25 protein-coding genes and 1 pseudogene are annotated in these 22,921 nt (G+C 49.3%); 22 read left to right on the forward strand and 4 right to left on the reverse strand.

Annotation, left to right across the window (positions count from 1 at the left end; all coding sequences use genetic code 11):
* Positions 1-224 (forward strand): annotated as a pseudogene (locus tag P398_RS17095) (hypothetical protein); the annotation flags it as partial.
* A gap of 287 nt (positions 225-511) precedes the next feature.
* Here the strand turns inward: P398_RS17095 and P398_RS0115350 are convergent.
* A complete protein-coding gene (locus tag P398_RS0115350; protein WP_160151246.1) occupies positions 512-706 on the reverse strand; it encodes a helix-turn-helix domain-containing protein in 195 nt (64 codons plus the stop codon).
* Between the two features lie 366 nt (positions 707-1,072).
* Here P398_RS0115350 and P398_RS16710 point away from each other — a divergent pair, with 366 nt between their 5' ends.
* The 19 genes from P398_RS16710 to P398_RS0115450 all read left to right on the forward strand — a co-directional run bounded on the left by P398_RS16710 (position 1,073) and on the right by P398_RS0115450 (position 17,751).
* Complete coding sequence (locus P398_RS16710; protein ID WP_160151247.1) at positions 1,073-1,561, forward strand: helix-turn-helix domain-containing protein; 489 nt, start codon at positions 1,073-1,075, stop codon at positions 1,559-1,561.
* Between the two features lie 315 nt (positions 1,562-1,876).
* On the forward strand, positions 1,877-2,059 hold the full coding sequence (locus P398_RS16220; protein WP_051627825.1) for a hypothetical protein: 183 nt from the start codon (positions 1,877-1,879) through the stop codon (positions 2,057-2,059).
* Positions 2,060-2,072: 13 nt separating this feature from the next.
* Positions 2,073-2,297 carry a hypothetical protein gene (locus P398_RS0115365; protein ID WP_012390467.1) on the forward strand — a complete coding sequence of 75 codons (225 nt, stop codon included), beginning with the start codon at positions 2,073-2,075 and terminating at the stop codon, positions 2,295-2,297.
* 66 nt (positions 2,298-2,363) lie between these two features.
* Entirely contained in the window at positions 2,364-3,464 is a 1,101-nt protein-coding gene (locus tag P398_RS0115370) for a hypothetical protein (RefSeq protein WP_029336103.1), read from the forward strand.
* A gap of 86 nt (positions 3,465-3,550) precedes the next feature.
* Positions 3,551-5,842: a VirD4-like conjugal transfer protein, CD1115 family gene (locus P398_RS0115375; protein WP_081828350.1), complete on the forward strand. Its 2,292-nt coding sequence runs from the start codon at positions 3,551-3,553 to the stop codon at positions 5,840-5,842.
* A gap of 16 nt (positions 5,843-5,858) precedes the next feature.
* Positions 5,859-6,101 (forward strand): hypothetical protein, encoded by a 243-nt coding sequence (locus P398_RS0115380; protein ID WP_029336105.1) that lies wholly within the window; start codon positions 5,859-5,861, stop codon positions 6,099-6,101.
* Positions 6,102-6,117: 16 nt separating this feature from the next.
* Positions 6,118-6,534 carry a hypothetical protein gene (locus P398_RS0115385; RefSeq protein WP_029336106.1) on the forward strand — a complete coding sequence of 139 codons (417 nt, stop codon included), beginning with the start codon at positions 6,118-6,120 and terminating at the stop codon, positions 6,532-6,534.
* A 15-nt stretch (positions 6,535-6,549) separates the two neighbouring features.
* The gene (locus P398_RS16455; RefSeq protein ID WP_368656330.1) at positions 6,550-8,508 is read left to right on the forward strand and encodes a pLS20_p028 family conjugation system transmembrane protein; all 1,959 of its coding nucleotides are present in this window, start codon (positions 6,550-6,552) and stop codon (positions 8,506-8,508) included.
* 6 nt (positions 8,509-8,514) lie between these two features.
* Entirely contained in the window at positions 8,515-8,814 is a 300-nt protein-coding gene (locus P398_RS0115395) for a DUF5592 family protein (RefSeq protein WP_029336108.1), read from the forward strand.
* Between the two features lies 1 nt (position 8,815).
* Positions 8,816-9,436, forward strand: a complete 621-nt coding sequence (locus P398_RS0115400) for a hypothetical protein (RefSeq protein ID WP_051638969.1) — start codon at positions 8,816-8,818, stop codon at positions 9,434-9,436.
* Between the two features lie 41 nt (positions 9,437-9,477).
* A complete protein-coding gene (locus tag P398_RS0115405) occupies positions 9,478-11,406 on the forward strand; it encodes a VirB4 family type IV secretion system protein (RefSeq protein ID WP_235263529.1) in 1,929 nt (642 codons plus the stop codon).
* Entirely contained in the window at positions 11,406-12,512 is a 1,107-nt protein-coding gene (locus P398_RS16715) for a lysozyme family protein (RefSeq protein WP_081828351.1), read from the forward strand. Before P398_RS0115405 ends, P398_RS16715 begins: the two co-directional genes overlap by 1 nt.
* A gap of 30 nt (positions 12,513-12,542) precedes the next feature.
* On the forward strand, positions 12,543-13,121 hold the full coding sequence (locus P398_RS0115420) for a hypothetical protein (RefSeq protein WP_029336111.1): 579 nt from the start codon (positions 12,543-12,545) through the stop codon (positions 13,119-13,121).
* A complete protein-coding gene (locus tag P398_RS0115425; protein ID WP_029336112.1) occupies positions 13,122-13,961 on the forward strand; it encodes a hypothetical protein in 840 nt (279 codons plus the stop codon).
* Between the two features lie 192 nt (positions 13,962-14,153).
* The gene (locus P398_RS0115430) at positions 14,154-14,405 is read left to right on the forward strand and encodes a hypothetical protein (RefSeq protein WP_029336114.1); all 252 of its coding nucleotides are present in this window, start codon (positions 14,154-14,156) and stop codon (positions 14,403-14,405) included.
* The gene (mobP2, locus tag P398_RS0115435) at positions 14,398-15,552 is read left to right on the forward strand and encodes a MobP2 family relaxase (protein WP_029336116.1); all 1,155 of its coding nucleotides are present in this window, start codon (positions 14,398-14,400) and stop codon (positions 15,550-15,552) included. The genes P398_RS0115430 and mobP2 overlap by 8 nt, the downstream gene beginning before the upstream one ends.
* Positions 15,553-15,561: 9 nt before the next feature.
* Positions 15,562-16,011: a hypothetical protein gene (locus P398_RS16465; protein ID WP_051638970.1), complete on the forward strand. Its 450-nt coding sequence runs from the start codon at positions 15,562-15,564 to the stop codon at positions 16,009-16,011.
* A gap of 5 nt (positions 16,012-16,016) precedes the next feature.
* A complete protein-coding gene (locus P398_RS0115445) occupies positions 16,017-16,304 on the forward strand; it encodes a hypothetical protein (RefSeq protein ID WP_029336118.1) in 288 nt (95 codons plus the stop codon).
* A gap of 4 nt (positions 16,305-16,308) precedes the next feature.
* The gene (locus P398_RS0115450) at positions 16,309-17,751 is read left to right on the forward strand and encodes an ImmA/IrrE family metallo-endopeptidase (protein ID WP_160151248.1); all 1,443 of its coding nucleotides are present in this window, start codon (positions 16,309-16,311) and stop codon (positions 17,749-17,751) included.
* 91 nt (positions 17,752-17,842) lie between these two features.
* Here P398_RS0115450 and P398_RS0115455 read toward each other — a convergent pair whose 3' ends face one another.
* The 3 genes from P398_RS0115455 to P398_RS0115465 are packed head-to-tail and all read right to left on the reverse strand — an operon-like array spanning position 17,843 to position 21,963.
* Positions 17,843-20,869 carry an HD domain-containing protein gene (locus P398_RS0115455; protein ID WP_029336120.1) on the reverse strand — a complete coding sequence of 1,009 codons (3,027 nt, stop codon included), beginning with the start codon at positions 20,867-20,869 and terminating at the stop codon, positions 17,843-17,845.
* A 30-nt stretch (positions 20,870-20,899) separates the two neighbouring features.
* On the reverse strand, positions 20,900-21,124 hold the full coding sequence (locus P398_RS0115460) for a DUF3006 domain-containing protein (protein WP_029336121.1): 225 nt from the start codon (positions 21,122-21,124) through the stop codon (positions 20,900-20,902).
* Positions 21,121-21,963, reverse strand: coding sequence for a ComEC/Rec2 family competence protein (locus P398_RS0115465; RefSeq protein ID WP_029336122.1), 843 nt, complete (start codon positions 21,961-21,963; stop codon positions 21,121-21,123). The genes P398_RS0115460 and P398_RS0115465 overlap by 4 nt, the downstream gene beginning before the upstream one ends.
* Positions 21,964-22,106: 143 nt before the next feature.
* Between P398_RS0115465 and P398_RS0115470 the strand changes: the two genes are divergently transcribed.
* Both P398_RS0115470 and P398_RS0115475 read left to right on the forward strand, forming a co-directional pair.
* Positions 22,107-22,388: a hypothetical protein gene (locus P398_RS0115470; protein ID WP_029336123.1), complete on the forward strand. Its 282-nt coding sequence runs from the start codon at positions 22,107-22,109 to the stop codon at positions 22,386-22,388.
* Positions 22,389-22,511: 123 nt separating this feature from the next.
* The gene (locus tag P398_RS0115475; protein ID WP_029336125.1) at positions 22,512-22,892 is read left to right on the forward strand and encodes a hypothetical protein; all 381 of its coding nucleotides are present in this window, start codon (positions 22,512-22,514) and stop codon (positions 22,890-22,892) included.
* Positions 22,893-22,921: the final 29 nt, after the last annotated feature.

Genomic DNA, 22,921 nt, shown 5'->3' on the forward strand with positions numbered 1-22,921 from the left:
GTTTATATGAGCTTGAACGAATTATATTTGAGGATTGGGATTTGTTTGAGCTATTAGGGAAGAATAAAGTGAATCCTCAAGCATGGTTTGATTTCACCCTCATTCCTATAGAAATACGTAAAGAAGGATTAAACACACATTTGAAATCGTTCATTGATGAATTGAATAGAGAGTTAACAAATTTTGTAGATGTACTTCACAAAGAAGGAATTATTAAGTCCTAACGCATCTTAAAAAACATCTTAGTCTTATTGTCTATACAACAAAATATAGAAAGGAGGTGGGTAAATGACAAAACATTCCGGTGGAAAGGTAGGAAAGGCGGGGAAGACATTAGGTAGTAAAACGTCTTCGAAGAAACAAAAAAGTAAAGCGGGAAAAACTTTAAAAAACATCAGGACGATAAACATTAAAAATGTCCCCTAATTAGGATATATAACCGAATGTTTTACGATTAACATTCGGTTATATAAAAGGATGTTCATGTGTTTAGAAACTAGTGTTTAATACATTAACTATCAAACTTTTTATCGTTAAAAAAGTCATTTAATGAAATATTCAATCCAACGCAAAACTTTTGAATCGTACTTACCTTCGGATGTTTTGTTCGTCCGCTCATCAGCTCTGAAATCGTAGCTTGATTCAATCCACCTTTTTGAATCACTTGATGGATGGTCATGTTATGTTCGGCTGCGAGTTCCTTCATCCGCTCGATGATTACCTCGTTCAACTCCACTTGCTCACCCCACGATCCAAGTTCTCTCCTCATCCTTATTCTTTACCAACGCCTCTATTCCTGTACCTTACCATAATCTCTTGAAATCAAAATACTTGTCATTATTTTCTATCTAAAATGGGTTATTTTTTACAGTTGTGCGACAAAACAAAAAATATTGAGTTACTGTTGCTCTTCATCCCTTGTACAGAGCGGATTCGACAAGAACCGTCAATTGTAAAATTTCTGACATATCAGAAAACTGATGTTCTTTTTAGCTTAATCCTGCTATATTGGAACCAACAAAAGGAAACATCTGTTTGGTCGCCGCTCTGGTTTATAGAAAGGGGAAGGCTTATGTATCGATTCGGGGAGTGGTTGAAGGAGAACCGCCGGCTCTCGGGCTGGTCACAGGTCGAACTATCAGAGAAGACATTCGGGGAGATATCGCAGCCCGCCATCAGTCAATATGAACAGAACCGGTCGGTGCCGTCGATTGCCGATATTGATCACCTGGCCCGCGCGTTCGGACACACGCTCGCAACGGTCCCGTGGGACGCCATCGACTTCGGATACGGGGCGAAGCGTTCCGTCACCAAGCTCGAGCGACGCCGGTTCGACCTGAAGGAGTTGCCACAGGCCGACTCGGTCCGCACGTTCGACGGAAAAACCTATGAACTGCACGGTTTCATCGGCATCGAGAAAGGAAGCGGCGAGGCGGTCCAGTTGACGCAGCTCTACTATCGGATCCGTACGGTCGTCTGTGACGCCCATGTGCTCGCTAAACGAAAGAATCCGGATGACGAGCTCATCCATGTCAAGAAGCGGAAAAGAGTCCGACAGTAACCGACATCGACGCAGCAGCACATCCTTCGCAGCAGCACATCCTTAAGGATGGTCTACTCCAATCACATACCGGCGTGTCCCTCACCAGTGACCGGGTGGGCGGGATCTACGCACAGATGGTTCGGCGAGAGTCGCCTAAAACTCGCCACAAGGTCACCGCATCGTTTCGGGTCATCGAAAAACCCTGTACAGCTCCTTATCAAAACGAGGAGCGGAGTTCGTGGGGGAACGGCTAGAAACCCATCGCACCGAATCCGACTGTCCTTAATGATGTGCTGCTGCACATCAAGAGATCAAGGGAAGGAAGTGTGTACTGTGGCATCAAAAGAACAGAAACAGAACCGTAGCTTCGCCGAGAAACTCTTACGCATCCGTGGGAAGGACTATGAGGAGTGGCTCGACGAACAACATCAACAGGTTATCCAGGACAACCAGGAACTCATCATGGAGGCGCTCGAGGCGAAGCTCAGCTTCAAGTCACCGGCGCACCAGGACTAAGGAGGGGAACGACATGGGACTCAATGAGACAGGGCTCAGTTTGCTTCAGTTCTTCCAGGGGCTCGCCGTCATCGCCGCGGCCATCGCTTTCGCGATCGGGGGCTTCTACTTCATCTTCGGCGGGGATCGTGGCCGCTCGAAGGCCGTCGGTTGGCTCGTCGGGGGCGCCGTCGGCTTGATCATCGTCATGGGCGCGTTCACGCTTGCCGAGATGGTCGACCAGAACATCAAATTCTAATTCACACGCGCACAGCGTTCCGATTGGAAGGCTTTTTTTGTTGCTTGAAACGAGAGGAGGAACGAGATGCTGTTTGTACGATTCACCGACGTGCCGGACACACGGATCCAGAACTATGAACGGCTCCCCTTCGCCGAGGCCGTCGTCGCGACCCATGACCTGCATCATGCGCTAAGTAGCGAAGGGACGAACTGTTCTGGTGACTTCCGGCTCTTCGACCAGAAAGATGAACTGCTGTATCGGGGGACGTTCACGTTCGGGTCCGAAGGGAACTATCCGAACCTGTATCATCAGGTGAAGGACCGGATACAACGGATCCGGACGAAGAAAGAGGATAACGCGAAGAAGATGTGGCTCCTCGACGAGATCGAGGCCGAGACACCGGACGACTATAAGCGCCATTCCATCAAATCAAACCCGATCGTGTCGTCGACCTATCAGTCACGCCTGACCCGACTGCAGCGTCGCCTCATCTACGTGGCGGCCACGGTCGGGATTCTATTCACTTCACTGTTCACTGCCGCGCAATGGTTCATCGATAAAGAGGCACACGCCGAACAGAGGACCGGTGGCGAACATACGTGGCTGAATGCTTACGAGCAGGCGCTCCAAGGTGAGGAATCCTCGCTCATCGATTTATTGGAACGGAAAGACCGGTCCGAGGAAGAGGATACCCTATTGATCGATCTTTATCTGGCGGAAGGAAAAGACCAGAAAGCGCTCGAGCTCACGGATGACCCCATCCTGATCGAGACGAAGCTGGCTGGGCTCGACCTATCCGAAAAGGAGAAGTTGGAACGGCTTCAGAACTTCCAAGCATCACATCCCACCGATGAGGGTGCGTTCGATATCGCCGTACTGGAACGTGATCATGAGACCGTGGCCAAAACGGAAAATGTTGAATGGACTGCTCCCCGTATCTCCGCGAAAGTGACCGCTTATCTCTTTCTCAAGGACATCGAGGCTGCGAACGATTGGGCGTCCAAAACGAACAATTCTGCCGTTCAAGAAAAAGTCGACACCTATCAAGACATCACGGCTACTATCAACGAACTGAACGAAAAACTGAAGAAGACCTCTAGCAAGGACACTTCGGCCCGTGAGAAAATTCAAGCCGCTATCGCTGCAGAAGAAGTTAATCTAGAAACGATTCTTTATTCAGATTAAGGTAGGTGAAATAATTGAGAACTCAGTCTCTGTCACCACGATTCCCGATACGTCTGATCTTCCCCGCCCTGTTCTGCCTGTTGGTAGTGCCAGTCGGGATCTTTTATCTGCTGAACGGGATCTACAACATCATTCGACACATCATGACCCCGATAGTAAAAGAAGGGCTGTTGGCCGGGGCGACGATTCCGACGCTCTCACCCGCCTTGTTCTTGGAGGTGAGTCTTCCCTCTTCGACCGTCTTGCTCGGACTGATGGCGTTCAGTCTGTTCATCGGACTGGTCGTGTTCGGCAAGGTATGGCTGAACTTCCGGGATCTGCGAGAAAATCAGAAAGGGAGCGCCCGTTTCACCTCATTCGATGAACTGAAGCAACAGTACCGTCGCGTCCCGGACCGGAAGAAGCAATACAGCGGATCAGGCGGTGTCCCCGTCGGACGGATCAAGAACGAGCTGTTCGTCGATGACTCGCCCGTCAACAACCTCGTCATCGGGACGACCCGATCCGGGAAGGGCGAGACGTTCGTCTTCTCGACGATCGATCTGTACAGCCGGGCGCGTGATCAAGCGAGCCTGATCATCAACGACCCGAAAGGTGAGCTCTTCGCCGCCTCGAAGGAGACGCTCGAGCATCGCGGATATCAGGTTGAAGTGTTGAACCTGATGAACCCGCTCCAATCGATGTCGTACAACCTGTTACAACTGACAATCGATGCATTCCTAGAGGAGAACTACTCGCTCGCCCAACAGTATGCGCGCTCGGTCGCGTTCATGTTGTACCATGACCCGAAGGCGCGCGACCCGTTCTGGGCCAACTCGTCGATTGACCTGTGTACGGCGCTCATCCTCGGGCTCTGTGAGGAGGCGAAGGACACGCCGGAGAAGATCAACATGTACAACGTCGCGCTCATGCTCTCGGACTTAGGGTCACGGACGGTGGTCACGCGACAAGGTCAGGAGATTTCGGCACTCGACGAGTTCTTTCAGCGCTTCCCGGAGAATCATCCGGCCCGGCTCCAGTTCGCGACGCTCCACTTCTCGGGTGGCCAGACACGAGCAAGTATCCTGGCCAATACGAATGCAAAACTCGGGATCTTCACATTGAACGGGACCGGAAAGCTGACGTCGATGAACTCGCTCGACATGCGACGCATCGGATTCAACCGTTGGATCAGTGGACGCGCGGAGCCTTTGACACGGCTCACGTTCATGTTCCCTGATGGGACGACCCATGCGCTCACGACCGATGACGATGGTAGCTTCATTATCTATCATACGTCGTCACTCCAAACTGGGGACGTCGTTCAAATCGCAACCTACTCAAGCACTGCGACGATCCAGCTGGAAACGCATGACGAGGAGAGTGGACGGTTCCACTACGCCATCGACGGGACGATACAGATCCGTGAGGTGATGCACCAGATGCGTCCCGTGGCGGTGTTCCTCATCGTCCCGGACTATGACCCGACCTTCAACGTCATTGCGTCACTCTATATCAAACAGGTGTACACGGCGCTCGCCCGGGTCGCCTCGCAGACGAAACACGGTAAATGCGAGCGTCAGGTCGTCTTCCTGCTCGACGAGTTCGGCAACATGCCACCGATCGAGGGTATGGCCAACATCATCACGGTCTGTCTCGGGCGCAACATGCGCTTCAACCTCGTGATCCAGGCCTATTCTCAGCTCGAGAACCTGTACGGTGAGGATTGGAAAACGATTGACGGCAACTGCGGGAACACGCACTATCTGTTGACCGCGGACGAGTCGACCGCCGAACTGATCTCGAAGAAGCTCGGTGAGGCGACCATCGTCACGAAATCCCGGTCCGGACAGACGTTCTCGCTCAAAAAATCGAAGACGGAGAACGTGGATGGCCGCCGGCTCATGACAGCGACCGAGGTCATGGGGCTGAAGGAAGGCGAGATGCTCATCATCCGTGTCATCAAGCGTCAGGACACGAAGAAACGACGCATCCAGTCGTACCCGATCTTCCTGAGCGGCAAGACGGCGATGAAGTACCGCTACGAATACCTGGCGGACGACTTCGACACGGACCGTTCCCTGCATGACATCGATATCCCCTGCCGTCACGCCGGTCTCGACTTTGAACAGATCCGTATCCATTTCGCGAAGAAAGAAGACGAAACGGAAATCAACGCTCCATCGAATCAGGAAGAAAAGACACTGACGGTACGTGACGTGCTGCAGGATAGCATCCTCCGCTCGATGTTCGAGGGTCATGACATCGGAGGAGTATCTCTCCCTGAGTTCGAGACGAACCTGAACTTAGGAGTTTACGACGTCACCGACAGCCAAAAGAGCTTTCTGAGCACGATGATCGCGAAGCGACTCGAGAAACTGAAGCAAGGCACACCGTAGAGAGGAGGCCGAACCCATGGCCGAGAGTGCGAGAGAGAAGCGAATCCAGAACGAATTGCGTGTCGTCGCGAGGATCATCGAGACGCAGCGCGTCCGTCTCGAACGGGGCGATGTGCTCAACATACAGACGACTGATGGCTTTCTGACCGTCTATCAGGACGACACCTCAGACACCCCGAAAACTGTTACACTAATAGATAAGTTCGACTTCCGCGTCAACCTGAAAGTCGCGGATCTATTGAAGTGGAAAATCGTCTGACGGAGGGGTAAACGTTATGAGGAAACTACTTGCGGGTACTTTAGGAATCAGCTTGTTTTTACTTGGAGCTTGCTCAAATTCCAATGAGTCTTTGGTTCAACGTGATATTGAACACGTTGAGAAGGTCATGACAGCCGAAGAGGATGATTATTTGCTGATTGTAAAAGAAGAAGATGGTAAATTCGAAGAGTTCGTCGAATTCGTAAAAGAGGTAGCAAACGAAGAGAGCCAACAAGTCACGCTCTATAATACGTTTCAGCCAGATGGCGAGACACTTGTCGATCGTGGTAACTTTGAATACACTGACGAACTAAAAGGTGCCGTTCTATACTCCATTCAAGATGGAAACGTCACAGATGAAATCAATGTTGGAATGTTGACGGCGGACACTTACGAACAACAGTTAGCGGACTTCTTTACTAGGACTCAGTAGATTGGGGGTCTTTCAATGGCTGATTCCGATTTAATCACCAAATTACAGGAATACGAAGACGTACTCCAAATAAGTAGTATGGTCAATGACGCACTGCGCTCAATGGGATGGATTCTTGTCAGAGGACTATCAGTCTTGATTGACGGCCTTGAATCAATCACGAATCAAATCCTATTAACCAATACATTCTTCAATAATGACCAAGTGGTTGAATTCGTTCTGACGATTCAACCTTTTTTGTATGTTCTTTTAGCAGGAAGCTTCTTGTTCACTGGGTACTTGTTAATTTTTCAAAAGAAATTTGAACGTGAGAGTTTTTTGATCAACCTGTTCATCACACTATTGATCTTAGGTTTACTTTCACCAACTATGAGTCGAATTCAGGAGTTCTCTGATGAAGCAATCGCAGAAATCGGAACAGATTCGCTTTATAACGGAGAAGCTTCATTATCTGAGAGTATCTTAAAACGGAATGTACATGATTTGATTGAGCACGATTCGAAGAATTTTGATGCTGCTACCGGCGAATCATTAAATGCCATTCCGACTGAGTTGATTGATAATATCCGAATCAATGAGATTTTCGACAAGAACAACTATGACTTATCGGCAACCGGAAACAAATTGGCCGAGTCCTATATTCTATGGAACGGAAAAGAGACAAGTCTCGGTAAACTCGATCAAGGTGGCGTCGAGTGGAACAACCAGTATTACTACCGCTATCAGCCGAATTGGTTGACCATTTTCGTCACGCTCGGGATCATGGGCTTCACGCTGTTCTCGATCGCCTACAAACTGGCGCGCCTGTCGTTCGAGCTCGCCTTCAACTATGTCTTGGCGATCCTCGTCGCACCAGCCGATCTGCACAGTGGTCAAAAGACGAAAAAGGTCATCCAGAGTATATTGAACACGTTCCTCGTGATCATCCTGATTTTCGTCTCCATCAAGCTGTATACGATCGGGACCGCCTATCTGGCGGAGACGTTGGACGGGTTCGCCTACCTGATTGCCCTCATCGCCTTCTCGGTCGCATTGATTGACGGGCCAAACATGGTCGAGCGGCTGTTCGGGATCGATGCCGGACTCAAACGGGGATGGGGTGTCGCGCTCGGCGCCTATGCCGCCGGGAAAGGCGTGACCTCGGCCGGTGCCCACGCGGTCTCGAAGGTCGCGCGTTTCGCACAAGGCGAACCGAAGATGCCCTCACTCCATGAGGCCGCGACGACACGGATGGATTCAAGCGCCATGCTGCAGAACGGTTCACCGCTTAGTGCGGCGAACCAAACTCCACAGAGAGCGGACTCCGAGAGTCAAACCGATTCAGATGTGTTTGGTCAGGCGAATCACACCGCTAGTCGTAATCAGACTGACCAAGAGAAACCGACAAATCCGAAGAACGATGCGCAACCAAACAACGGTCAAGAATCTGAGCTTGAAGTGCATGGGTCTCCACACGTGAACGAAGCGTCGGGCCGCCCGTCTCCCGAATCGATTCATGCGACGAACCCTGAATCGATTACCGAAAGTGCTGACCATCCAACAACGTCATCGGAGACACAAAGACCGGAGTCGATTCACGACCATTCAAGCTCTGGTCATTCTCCAGTCCCTACTTCGTCGACAATCGAAACGGTCACCGGGTCCACCGATGCCACATCCGGACCAGGTTATCGTCACGATGAATCGTTAGTCAGAAACGACGTGACGTCAGCGACACCTCATGAGGCATCACATTCAAACGGTTCGTCCTCGTCTTCGTCATCTGCGACAGATTCGAGTGATACGGCAACAGAGAAACGCCAAGGACGTACCCGACGGACCATCCATCAAGACACCGGGCAGGACATCGAGACCGAGCTCATCGAACAAGTGCGTGAGAATCAGACACACCGCCATACTCAGAACCATGAAGAGTCGCGACGGATCTATCCGACCTCGCCACCGCGACCTGAACACACTAAAAAGAAGGAGTGATGACCCATGCGCAAATACCGGATCCCGAACGAGGTCACGACCGAACTGAAAATCAATAAGATGCTCTATCTGCATGACTTCCTGTTTCTCGTCGGGCTCATCGTGCTCCGCCTCGTGACGCTCCCGTTCATCCCGTCGGTGCTGCACATTCCGTTCACGGTATTTCTCGTCGTCTTCGGGCTGTTCATGGTACTCCGGCCGGCGACGAACCCGCAGAAGCGGATGGTCCATGCGCTCTATTACGCGCTCATCAAACGGAAAGACACCTATCTCGCACTCGACGCGCACACGAAAGGACGTGATTGAGATGGCTTTTATCGAGGAGTCGCTACAAGAACCGAGACGCACGGGCACCTGGCTCGACGAACAGGACGTGGTCGAAAAACGGAAGGTCAAAGACAAGGTCGTCGTCAAACCGACGGTCGCCGAACTGATGCCGGTCGTCGACATCACCGGGACCGAGGCGTTCGAGATGCGCGACGGGACCTATCTCGACATGGTCCAGCTCACCTCAAAGGACATCTACTCCTTGAATGAGGAGGAAAAAGACCATGACGTGTTCTCGCTCGCCTATCTCCTGCAGGCGTACACGCACCCGCTCAAGGTCGTGCCGCTGAACACGCCACTCAGTCTCGAGCGGCAGAAGATCAGCATCGAACGACAGATTCGACAAAATCAGACACCGGCCTACCTGCCCTTCTTATTAAAGAAGAAGCAGGAGCTCGAATACCTCGAGGAGCATCGCACGAATCGCGATTATCTCCTCTTTTTTTATGCCGACGACGAGCGGACGCTACGCGAGCGGAAGACGCACCTCTATAAACTGCTCCGTCGCTCGAACCCGATGCGCGAGCTGACGCTCGACCAGAAGGTCCATGTGCTCTACCAACTGAACAATCCGAACACGAAACCGCAACTCGACACCTGAAGAAAGGAGTGACGCGCATGTGGCAGCGCCTACGTGAGAAAATGGCCAGACAACAGGACCCGGAGACCGTCAAGATCGAGAAAGGCTATAACCCCGACGTCATCGCCAAGATCCAGCCGCAGGGCGGCATCAAGTTCGACGCCAACTTCGTCCGGCTCGGTGACGGTTATCTGTCGTGCCTCCACGTCTATAAATATCAGTCACTTGTCTATGACTACTGGCTCGAACCGATCTTAAACATGCCGGGCGTTTTGACGACGCTCGACATAGGGACGGCCGACAAGCGTGAGATCATCCAGACCATCAACAAGTCGATGGCCGAACAGAACACGCGCTTCGAGAATGCGAAGGACAACATCGACCGCATCGACGCCCGGGAGACGTATAAGGAACTGAACGAGCTCTACGAACAGATCACCCAGGGCGAGACGATGAAATATCTACATCTGCGTCTTTATGTGAAGGCGAAGACACTCGACGCGCTCGAGGTGAAAGTGCAGGAAGTGATGGAAGAACTCGAGGCCCGGAACTTCCGCTCGACAATCTTCCTGAACGAACAGGAATGGGAGTGGCAGAGCCTGTTCACGAGCTATGACCAACAACAAAAGCTCCCGAACCGGCGCCGTGGGAAAGAGATCCCTTCCCTCTCCATCGCCGGCGGCTATCCGTTCCACTTCACGTCGCTCCAGGACGCGACCGGGACGTATTACGGGACGACCGACACGAACGGCAGCGTCATCTTCGACCTGTTCCATAAGGACAAACAGCGCAAGTTCTATAACGCGCTCATGATCGGCAAGATGGGCTCCGGGAAGTCGACACTTCTCAAGAAGACCGTGCTCGACCAGGCGATCAAAGGCAACAAGATCCGTATCCTCGACGTCACGGGCGAGTTCTCCGACCTCGTGGGTCAGCTCGGTGGGAAAGAGATCGCGCTCGACGGATTTGCCGGGCTCATCAACCCGCTCCATGTCTATAAGACGGTGACGAACAACGACGGAAGCGCCAACGAGTCGCTCTCGTTCATGCAGCACCTCTCAAAGATGGCCGTGTTCTATCACTACATCAATCCGGCGGCGACGCAGGAAGAGACGAACGAGTTCGAGATCCTGCTTCGCGATTTATATGTCCGCCACGGGCTATGGGACGAACAAGGCGAACTGCCGATCACGACACACCCGGCGAACCGGTACCCGACGTTCTCCGATTTCTTGCATCTCGTACGTCGTGAGCTCTACACGGACGACACACGCACCTCGATCAAGGAAGTCATCAGTCCGAACCGGGTGCGGCGTCTCGAGAACATCGAGCTCGCCGTCACGAACCTCGTCCATAACTACGGCAACATCTTCGACGGGCACTCCTCGATCGACCGGTTCGACGAGGAACTCATCGTGTCGTTCCCGCTCCGGAACCTGACGAGCCTGCGCGATGAGGTGTTCCAAGCGCAGGTTTTCTCCTTGATGAACATGCTGTGGGACGGGATGATTGCCAACGGCTCGAGTCAACTGAAAGCCTATAACCAGGGTGTGCTCCGGACCGAGGAGGCATGCAAGTACCTCATCGTCATCGACGAGGCGCACCACTTGATCAACACGCGCGACATCGCCCAACCGGCCATCCTGTATCTGCAACGTTGTATGCGCGAGGCGCGCAAGTATTTCGGCGGCATCTTCTTCGTGTCGCACTTGATCACCGACTTCGTGCCGGCCGGATCGAAGTCCGAGAACGCCGAGAACGTCAAGTCGCTCTTCCAATTGACGCAATACAAGATTATCGGCGAGCAGGACGCGGAGAGCATCCCGATCATCCAGACGGTGTTTGATGGCCAACTCTCAAATTCCGAGATGCGCATCATCCCCTCGCTCGAGACCGGACGCGTCGTCCTCAGCATCTCCGGCGTGCAGAACCTCATCTTTGACGTCGACGTCGCACCCGAGGAGCTCGCCTTGTTCGGTGGAGGTGCCTGATGTGGGCGGCCGCGAAACGGACGGCGCGCTTCGCCATCACAGCGAAATGGCAGCTCGCGACGCTCAAGTGGCGACTCATCCTGCTCGGCATCGCGGCACTCGTCTTGTTCCTTGTCATCCTCGTCGTCGGCATCCTCGACACGCTCACAGGTGTCCAGAACGAACTACCGACCGACGTCACGTTCGACACGGCGGGCGGTCTTCAAGTGAGCGACCAGGTGCTCCAATATCGAGCCTTGGTCGAATCGGAACTGTCGAAGCACGGACTGGCCGAACAAACGAACCTCGTACTCGCGCTCATGATGCAGGAGAGCGGCGGACGCGGGAACGACCCGATGCAGGCGAGCGAATCGAAGTGTGGACGCATTGGATGCATCACCTCCCCCGAGGAGAGCATCGTCTACGGCGTCGAACATTTCGCTTCCGTCTTCGAACGGGCGAACCGTGATGTGCAACTCACATTACAGAGTTACAACTTCGGCGGCGGCTTTATCGATTATGTTCAGGAGAACGGCGGGCGTTACTCGAAAGAGCTCGCCATCTCGTTCTCGCAGATGATGTACCAGCGTGTGAAACACACCGGCATCTACCGCTGTCATCGCCCGAGCGCGGTCCAGCACGGCGCCTGTTACGGGGACATCGAGTATGTCGATGCGGTGTTGAAATACCTTGCGCCGGTTGCCGTCGCCGACGGGGTCATCACGAAGGAGCTGTTGTCGGGACTACGTTCCCCGCTCGCCATCCCGCTCAACGTGACATCGCGTTTCGGGTGGCGCGTCGTCTTCGGACAACGGGACAACCACACCGGGATCGACTTCAGTTGCACCCCGTCCGACACGATTCACGCGGTCAAGAGCGGCACCGTCATTTATAGCGGGAACCGCGGACCGTACGGAAATCTCGTCCAGGTCCGGCACGACAACTACATCACGGCGTACGCGCACCTGAGTCGTCTCGGCGTCAAAAGCGGGCAACAGATCGACGCCGGGCAGGCGCTCGGGTACTGCGGCACGACCGGCCGATCGAGCGGGAACCATCTGCATTTCGAGATCAAGACGAGTGAATGGTCCGGTCATATCGATCCCGCCCCGGTCTTCGGATTGTAAGTCATGGATGTATGGAAAGGAGGAGGAAGAATGAACTTCACCGCACGTCACATCGCGTATCTGTCTGGGGTACTGCTCCTGATTTCACTCGCGGCGAACGTATTTTTCTATCAACAAGTGACGGCTGTAACGAGCTATTCGAACGCGAGTGAAACGGAGAATGAGAGTGTAGCTCCCTTTGAATCGGCAACCTCCGAGGCTACGTCGGCGGACACCGAACCAATCGTCACATCGACAGAGACGGAACGAATGGAGGAGCTGACGACACGCGCGACGCGCTTCGTCGAGTACGCCTTCACCATCACGAAGGACAGTTACACGACCCAGAAACGACAGGCGAAGGACGTCATGTCGGAAGAACTCGCGGCCACGCTCTTCGCCGCTGACGGCAGCGACGTCGGCACGTTCGAGACGACCGTCCGCGACATCGAAGTGTTCCCTTCTGTCTCCGGAGAAGATTGTCTCGTGCGGTTCGAACAAGACCTGTTGATCACCGAGACGGGTTATGAAGAGACGACGCAAGAACTGTTGGCCCTGACGTTCGAGTCCATCGAAGGACGTTTGATTGTCACAGAGATGGAAGATCTGACACCGGAAGGAGGGATTTAGATGCGGCGGCAAACGCGACGACGCCTCACCCAGAACGTCTCACGGTTCTACCTCGTACTCGGCCTATTCTTTGTCGTCGGTTTCCTCTTCTTCGGTACCTCGTCGTTCTTCTTCGCCGAAGAGGCACCGGTCAATGAGACGCCGATCAACGAACCAATCCGACTCTCGAACGGGGAGACCGTGACGCTCCATGCCTGGAGTTATGACACGGAAAAGCGGACAATGCGCGTCCGGCTCTCACTCGATGAGACCCCAGGTAATACGAACAATCATCTCTTCCGCTACGTCTATAAGGCACGTCCGGATTCTGAGAAGGAAGTTGCGATGCTGTACGAACGGAACGACCAATACGTACTCGAATTGAAAGACGTGCCGAACGACTTCGACCAGCTCGCCGTCCGAATCTATGGGATGAATGATTCACAATCAATCGATGCACTCACACCCGAGGAACGAGAGAACAGTCTTTTGACGTCACTCTATGCCGACCGTCGGACCATCGAACAGGCGAACCACAGTTCATCTGACGAGACAACTTTCACAAGACTGTTCGTCAAGGACGAACTCACGGAGACCGAGCAACAGTTGGAGACGGCGCAGCAGTCGGTCGAGGCGCAGCGGCAACAGATCAAGCGGCTCGACCGTGACAAAGAGGAACTTGAAGGCGAGCTTCCCTACCTCTCGCTCGACGAACAGGTGGAGCAGGAGAACGAAATCTTCGACCTCGTCCGGAAGCGCGACGAGCTCACACTCGAACTTGAGAAGATCGAACAGTCGGTCCAAGCGCTCGAAGAAAAGCACGACAAGTTGAGCGTCCGGCTCCGGGAACTGTCGATTTAACTGGCACATTTTGTGCCAAATCGCTGGTTTTACTGGCACATTTCGTGCCGTTTTCGGACTTTTGGTGATATCACGGAAACCCCAGGCTCTGCCTGGGCTATCACGACAAGGGATAGCAGTTTCCCCTTATGCTCTTTGAACGAACTTTTAGGACATTGGCAATATACAGCCTCTAGAAAGGTGGTCAGGCAAATGGATCTGTTACTCCGCGACATCGACCCCGTCATCGTGAAGCAGATCGATGAATGGGCGAAGGAACACAATCTCTCCCGGCAACAATACTTGAAAGAACTGCTTGCCTCCTGGTGCGCGAACGGTATCCAATCGACGCAGGTCGAGCGACTGGAACGACAGCTCGAGGCGAACACTCTCCACCTGAAACGGAGTGCGGACGAGCTCGCCGAAGTGACCCGGTTGTTGAACGAGGTGATGCAGGATGCGTGAGACACCCGGTGTCGTCATCAAGTCGAAGTTCAAGGTGCCTAGTACAAAAAAGAAATCGCGGCAGTACACGACGTACCTCGACTACATCAATCGTCCAGACGCGAAAGACAGCCGCGAACAGTTCGAGACGTACCATGATTATATGGAAGACGAGACGAAGTCGAGCGGTCTGTTCACACGCGAGGACGACCGGTTGAACCACGAAAAACGTCGCGCCGTCCGCGACATCTTCAAGCAAGCGCAAGAGAAAGGGAGCATCCTCTGGCAGGACGTCATCTCATTCGATAACACCTGGCTACGCGAGACCGGTGTGCTCCACGATGACCTCGTCGATGAGAAACGGTTGATCCAGGCGACACGGAACGCGGTCGAGGCGATGCTCCAAAAAGAGAAGATGGTCCATGCCTACTGGACCGGTGCCTTGCATTACAACACCGACAACATCCACGTGCATGTCGCCATCGTCGAGACGAGCCATATGCGCGAGCGCGGCAAACGCAAACCGAAATCGATCGAGCTGATGAAGTCGAAGGTCATCCACTCCCTCGCCGACCGGACGAAAGAACAGGAGAAACTGAACGCGTTCATAAGAGACGAACTAGTCGCCCATAAACGGAATAAGAAGATTCAATCGCTCCCGAACCGTGTCCTGCATCCCGACCTCGTCCGTCAGTTCAAGGACATCTATGAGCGATTGCCGGAAGACAAACGACAGTGGCGCTATAACATGAACGGGATGCAGCCGCTCCGTGAATCGCTCGATCGTCTGACCGACCGCTATATCGACATTCATTTCAAATCAGAGTTTCAAGCCTTCAACGAGGGGCTAGAGCAGGAGGTGTCGTTCCATCGTAGTAGCTACGGCGACACGGAGAAGGCCGAGCGTTACCGGACGACGAAGCGACAGGACCTCTACACCCGGATGGGGAATGCCATCCTTTCCGAGATGCGCGACTTGTCAAAAGAACAAACGATAGTTGAGAAAAATGGAGCTCCAAAACATCCGGTCAGACGTGCATTCAAACAACAAAAGATATTCAACGAATCACTCTACCGGATCGAGCGGCATATGAACGACGAATTCGAACACCTGAAGAATCAACGGGCTTTCGAACAGTTGGAACGGGACATCGAATATGGAAAGTGAGGGAGGACGATGGAAGAGTTGAGACAAATCCGTCTTCGATTAAAGCCGGAGACGGTCGCGTATTTGGAGGAGTTCGCCGACGACAAACGCTTCGGCCATCTCGGTCAGGTCATCGACCATATCGCAGACGAGCATAAACATCTGGCCGACGAGAAGTGGGACATGCAGTTCCTCACCCGCTCGATCAGCACACAGGTTTCCCACCGTATCGAGGAGTTGGTGAACGAGCAGATATCGACGGAACTCGAACGGATACGACTCGCCGCGAACCGCTCTGACCGTCATGGGCAAATCCTGACAGAGCTCCTGCAGGCACTCATGCAGACCGAGGGCATCGAGGACATCATGACGACGGACCAGTTCAAGCCGACGTTCCTCGCGACGGCGGAACGTGTCGTCCAGGAACGTATCGAGCATCAAAAACAGAAGAAGGACACTTTAACTTTTGAGAGAGGATGAATCTTATGCGACCACTTGACCGTCCCTTCACGATGGGCCAACTGTTGACGCTTCAACCCGAAAACGTCACTGTCCTCATCTATGGAAAACGCTACGACATCCCGATACCAATATCGGAGCATCAGCTTTTAACCGCCATCGCACAAGACGAGATCGTCTTACTTCCCGTCAACTTCGAGCGGACACGGCTGTTACTCGACATCCCCGAAACGTCGCCTCACCTCGAGCGTGAACTGAACGATTTTGCGGATAGTGATGAATCTGTCACCGACTTGTTGAAGGAAGGAGTCTGACATGATGGCCAAGATGAAGACGAACGAAGAACGGAAGGCCGAACTCGAGGCCTTGACGGAACAAATGGGAAAACAGATCGACAGCTACTTCGAGAGTCCAGAGAAGATCCGGGAACACCTACAGTTCCTCGGCAAGTTCCATCAATACTCGATGCGGAACGCGGTCTTAATCGAGTCCCAGTTCCCCGGCGCGGTCGCGGTCGGTTCTTATCCGTTTTGGGAGAAGCAAGGCGCACAAGTCCAAAAAGGTGAGCGTGGCATCAAGGTATTCGTCCCGAACCCAGTGACATACGCCTTACACAAAGATGAATGGGTACCGCTCAGCAAGACACCGAAGCCGATCAAGGAAGGCGTCAAACAAGGGCGCATCCCGTCACGAAAGATGATGTATTTCAAGATTGGTCACGTGTTCGAGTACACGCAGACCGACGCTCGCGAGAAAGGAATTGAGGTCTCGAACATCTTCAAACGATATCACCGGGACGGCGGGCTCGAGAACGAACAAGACATCCGTGACGCCTTGACGACGCTCGCGGATGCCCGGAATGTGACTCTATTGGAGGAGCCGCTCGACGAAATCGGGACAGCGAAAGGATGTTACTATCCGGAGCTACATGCGATCGCCTTAAACCCGCGGAACACATCTATCGAGGACATCAGCGTCCTGATCCACGAGCTCGCCCACGCGGAGCTGCACAACCAGGAGCGGAATTTTGAGCGGGACAAACCACTCACGGCACCCGAGAAGGAGTTCCAGGCCGAGATGGTCGCTTATGTCGTCTCGCATCAACTCGGGTTCCCGACGGATGATTTCTCACTGTCCTACTTGGCTGGTTGGACGAAAGACAAGGAACTCCTCGACAAGGAACAACTGTTGCAGGAGGTCCATCAGACGTCCGCAGGCTTCCTCGAACATATCGAGTCACACTTAGAAAAGGTAAATACCTTGCAAAAGGAGAAAAAACAGAGCCCACTCGAGTATTTGGAGCAACTCGACCGACGCATGGGCATAGGATGGAAACAAGCGAACCTCAATCTTTTTGAGCGCGTCCATGCCGTAAAGCGTGTGTTTCCCGAGGATATTGAGAACTACCTGAACGCAAAAGCGACCCTCGAAACGAACCTGAAGATGGATCGCGTCGATGAGCCGCTCATGTATATTCATGGCATGGGTCTCGGGTTTCAACAGTTCGGTATCGCCAATAATCATGACTTCAGTGAAGATCAGCTTGTGGCTTATACAATCGCATTACCGAATCAACCATTGGTCAGTGGTCACTTCGACCCTGAACGTACCGTGCATCCATTACATGATTTAGAGAAAAATAATAAGGTTGAAAAACCACTTCTGAAATCGCTTGAAAACCATTGGCATGAAGTGTTGGTCGAGAAAGAAAAAAAAACCTTGTCACGAACAGTCATTTTGAATATTGAACGTTTAATTTAACACAAAGGCATATAGCATGGAGATTCATAACCTCCATTCGCTATACGCCTTTGTTATCTTAACATGTCATTAATTATTAACTAAGTTCATTTCAGAAATTGGATATGTTTGCATGACATTTTTTCAACTTCTTTTTAGAGTTACAGTAACACTTCGAATTTAAACTCTGAGGTGAACGCTCTGTACTTAATAGTTTTTCTATATCTCTTAAGTCGTCATTTAATTTAATTCCTCTAACTTGCAAAAAGTTTATAAAATTATCTCGTGCATATGGGTACCATGGGTGCGAGCATACTCTAGTACCAAGAAAATAAGAGTCATAGGCAGCCTTATAATCACCTTTACCGACATAAGCTAACCCAATAGTCATATGAGCTACAGATTTCATATCATCTTGAACTACTTTTTTTGCTAATCTAATTGCCTCGTCAAATCGTTCAACTAAAACATATGCATATGCTAAGGTAGTTTCATCAATTTTAAATTCTTCTAGATAGGGGATTAATTTCACATAATCATGTGTGTCATATAGTTCCTCTATGTCATTCCATCTGTCATCGATTTCTTCAATTTTGATTTTAACTTTCTGAACGTTATCCACTGCTGATTCAAAATCTATTTCTACAAATGTTCTTAATCTTTCTTCACTCAAATTCGCTTCTCTGTGGATACCGAAAATTTTTATTAGAGCACTGTTTTCAGTCATCAGTTTCGAAAAAAGTTCTTCTGAACTATATTTTCGAAAGTGCATTCTCAACTTGATAGATGATTGGTCTTTAACTGCCTGATTCCATTCAGATGATTGACTAGATAAAGCCTTAATTCCTAAAGACTTATATTTAATCCACCCTTGGGATTGGGTGATTATTCTCCTGAAGTGCTTTTCTTCTGTTGAACCTGGCAATTCAATTTCAAGGAGTGTCAATTTTGCTCTACTATTCAATTCTTCATACTTTTTTAGTATGTGGATACTATTAGATTCGTCGATTTCTTGAAGTAACTTATCTAATTTCAAAGAAACATTATGATTTAATTCATCAGGCAATGGGAGTGACTTTTCTAGTTTCCCTTCTAATTCAATAATCTTATTTAAAATGTCTTTTTCAATTCCATTGAATGATTTGTTGATTTTAGGACAAGATGAGGTAAGGAATACTTTATCTTCTGAATCTTTGAAATAAACTCGTCTATAGTCCAATGCATTAATTTTCTCTAAAGTTAATATCATTTTTAAATAATCTGAAGCGTTAGAGAAAGGCGTACATTCAATATTGAAATTTATCTTTGTTTGAGAATAATATGAAAGCTTCAAAATGAATGGATATTCCGTTAAATTCTGTCCTTTTTCATTAATCTTAAAATATAAAGATCGATTAACATTATCTTCTTCAATTGCACACCAAAAATCATTCTTTAACAATGGAATATCAGGTTGCTGTGGAGAAAATTCTAATTGTACAAAGTCCATTGCCTCTAGCTTTTCTCCGTCAATCAATTCAATATTTTGATTCTCTGTAACTGAAATGTCTTTATAAATTTTAAAAGATTCTCCCGATGCAGCTGAAGCTAGATAGATTGACATCAAATTTGTATGAGGTAAATCACTTGCTTTAGAGGTGCTTTTAAAACTTATAGACGGCTGCTTTAGTTCATCATCTTTTTTTTTTTGGTCTTCTAGTGATTCAGTTAATCTACTTTGACTTTCATCAAGGGTTTTCTTATCCATATGTTGAATCAGTCTCAAAAAACTGCCTAAGTGTTTATGAATATTATTTTGAATATTTTGCATAGCAAAAATACTCTCGTCATTTTTAGATAGATTTGGATTTACAGCAACGTCTTGCATATAGCCATTTAAAATAAGCAAATCTAGAATTACTGAACGATCTAACTGCCCTAATGTATGATCCATTTCTTGCATGTTCAATAAATGATCTAAAACAATTGGTGAATTCTTTATTAACAATAATCTATCATCTCTATCACCATCAAATACTCTATGAGAATAAATATTTAGTGCAATCTCATCAAATATTGCCCCAATATTATTAGTTACATAACTTGAATCAATAAATTTATAAATGTTTTCTGTTTGCATGAGACTATTAAAGACTGTTTTAAATGTCTTCCCATCACTATTAAGATGGTATTTTTCAGTATCATTGATGGAAATCAAACTAGTTTCAACTAAATTACTAACTACTTTGTTTATGGTTGCGTTGCTTCTATTTTGTAACTTTTCATGTAACTCGAACAGTGTACGTTCGCAAGAAGAAAGCTCTAAATATACTTCTTTCGTGACTAAAACTTCATCTCTATATTTCATTTCCACTTTATCTAAATCTATATTGTTAGCATCAAAAATAGCTTTTACTTCTGAAAATTTATTTAAAATTTCTTGGAACATCTCCTGCATTAATTGTTCTGACTCCCAATCATCAATAATTGCAGAAATTTCAATGTTCTTTCTGTTTTCGATACTTCTATTTACACCCACAACATCAAGGTGCCTTTTATGATGTTTCATACTAAATTTATCTGGTGATAGTACGTTCACTAACAGTTCAGAAGATCGATCATTTGTAATGTGAAGTTCATCTGCAAATCTAATCAAAGCTCCTAATAATCTCATTCTTACACTCCCACCAATACCTGAAGGGACATGTTCTTCTAAAGAGTCCAAATTAATTTTTCTATGTGCTTCTGCAATATCGGCGATTAAATTAGCTTCTACCCTATCAAAATTTAAAAGTGCCGCTTCACTTTTTATGACCATCTTAGAAAAACTATGATGACCTTTTCTTCTATATTCTTCATACCCTAATTCATTTAATTCTTCTTTTCGTCCTACCATACCAACGTCATGAAGCAAGGTAGCCGCTATTAAAAGATATTTTTCCTCTTCATTCAATAAATCAAAGTTGTTATCTAAAATAATATCGTAAACCTGCTCAACACCTAGAGAATGCTTGAGTGTATGCTCTGTATAATTAGTTAGCAGATTACTAGTTCTAGACAATAGAGGTTCAATTTTGCGATTTAAATCATCCAATTTAGCTTTATTTTGAGTGTTTAAAGACTTTCTAATACCTGACACATTAATTTGGGCATTATCCATTAAATCGGCCTCCAATACAATATTAAATATTTAGTCTTCCCAAAGTTCATCCATCAAATCGTCAATTTCTTTCGATAACCGTTGCTTTTCCTCTGTATCCATCTCAACTCGCCCATCTTCATAAAACCAAAACACGTCTCCAGATTGAATCGATTCAGGAAATCGTGACTTCGGAATATTTTCCATCACTTCTCCGAATTCGACGACAGCCAAGTCCCCTTCAAATCGATCGATGATTCCTCTGCGTCGCTTCATTTTGATTTCTTCACGGCGTAACTCGAGCCGTTCCCCGTGATGATGATCGTACCGTTCTTATCTGTGCGAAGCGTGTTCGCTTTTTGTCGCTTCAAGTTCGTCACCACTTCGGACGTCGGATGCCCGTAGCTGTTCTTCCCGACACTGATGATGGCATGCTTCGGTTTGACTGTGTTCAGGAACGTGCTGCTTGTCGAGGTCTTCGCACCGTGATGACCCACCTTCAAGACATCCGCTCGGAGCGTCTGTTTCTTCGCCATCATGTCCTTCTCAGAAACGTGTTCCGCGTCCCCTGTGAACAAGAACGTGTTCTTCTTGTACGTGACATGAAGGACTGCACTCCAGTTGTTCAAGTCACTGTTCGAGTAGGCTTTGACCGGACCCACAAACTTCGCACTGACACCTTTGATCGGTAGTTTCACGCCGGCCTGTGCCGTTTTGATGGTCTTCCCTTCCCGTTTAACGGCTTGAAGGAAGTCTTTGTAGGCTTGGGTCGTGTGCTTCACTTTTGGCGCGTAGACGTTCTCGACACGGTAGGCATCCAAAATTTCATCTAATCCACCGATATGATCCGCGTCCGGATGCGTCGAGATCAATACTTCGATGTCATCCACTTTTTGTTTCTTGAGATAGGCGACAATGGCATCGCCCTTTCCTTTGTTCCCCCCGTCGATGATGACGTCCTCACCGCTCGGCATCTTGATGTAGATAGCATCTCCTTGCCCGACATCGATGTAATGGACTTTGATGCTCGCAGCGGCAGATGCCTCTCCGTATGGCGACACCAATAGCGCTCCACTAAATAGAACTGCACTCCCAATCTTGATCAATTTATTCATCTTTTATCACTCCACTTTAAAATTATTGTAAAATTATCCAACATACCTTTATTATAATCCGCTATTTGTTAAATTGCTTCTAATTCCTGAGGTTGACCACATACATAAATAGGTAAGGTGTGATGACAGGAGGAGTGAGAGAAATGGATTTACGAAAACCAATCGCAATAAACAAGACGTATAAACCGGTCCTGATTTTTAAAGACGGGGTGGAATTAAAAGAGTGTGTCTCCATTCAGGAAGCTGCATACTATTTGAAGGGATACACGTTATGCACCGCCATGCCGTATCGTCACATTATGAACGGCATCATCCTTGATGAGACCTGGATCCATGAGGGGAGCAGCTATCGGTTCACCACTGATCCTGATGTGAAAAAGGCAAAGTTGGAAGAGATGAAGATCCGGAACAAAGTCCGTTTTTAAGGAAGGACAGAATATGAATTCGAACAGGTCTCATGTGCGGCACCCTAAACACGCTGTACACAACTTCGTCACTGTTTGTTACAACCCTACAAGGTACACTTGAACTAAAAAGGGGTTCTCCTTATGCGACTTCAAGAATGGATTCAGCAATATCACGGTACAGAGATACTACGCTTTGATCACCTTTGCGAGTACTTGGATGCGACACCGTTTGAAATCAAACACCACCTTGATGGAATCAGTCCTGAGATTACCGGCGTACTGAAGTCAGAAGAGGGTGTTGGCGATGACGCGTTCATCACGAAGCTGGAACATCATTTGCTCAGTCGATTCAACAAACGAAGAAAAAAAGTGAAAGTCACAATTGAGGTAGAACTGCCATTACCGGAAGAAGCCTACAACTTTTGTCAGCGCGAACGATTTAGAATGATTGAGCGCGTCACTCAACATATGGACGAACAAAACGTGAAGGATTGGCGCATCGTAAACATGCGGAGGATATAATTGAACATAGATTGTATTGACTCATCTAC

The organism is Exiguobacterium aurantiacum DSM 6208 (assembly GCF_000702585.1).
Classification (GTDB): domain Bacteria; phylum Bacillota; class Bacilli; order Exiguobacteriales; family Exiguobacteriaceae; genus Exiguobacterium; species Exiguobacterium aurantiacum.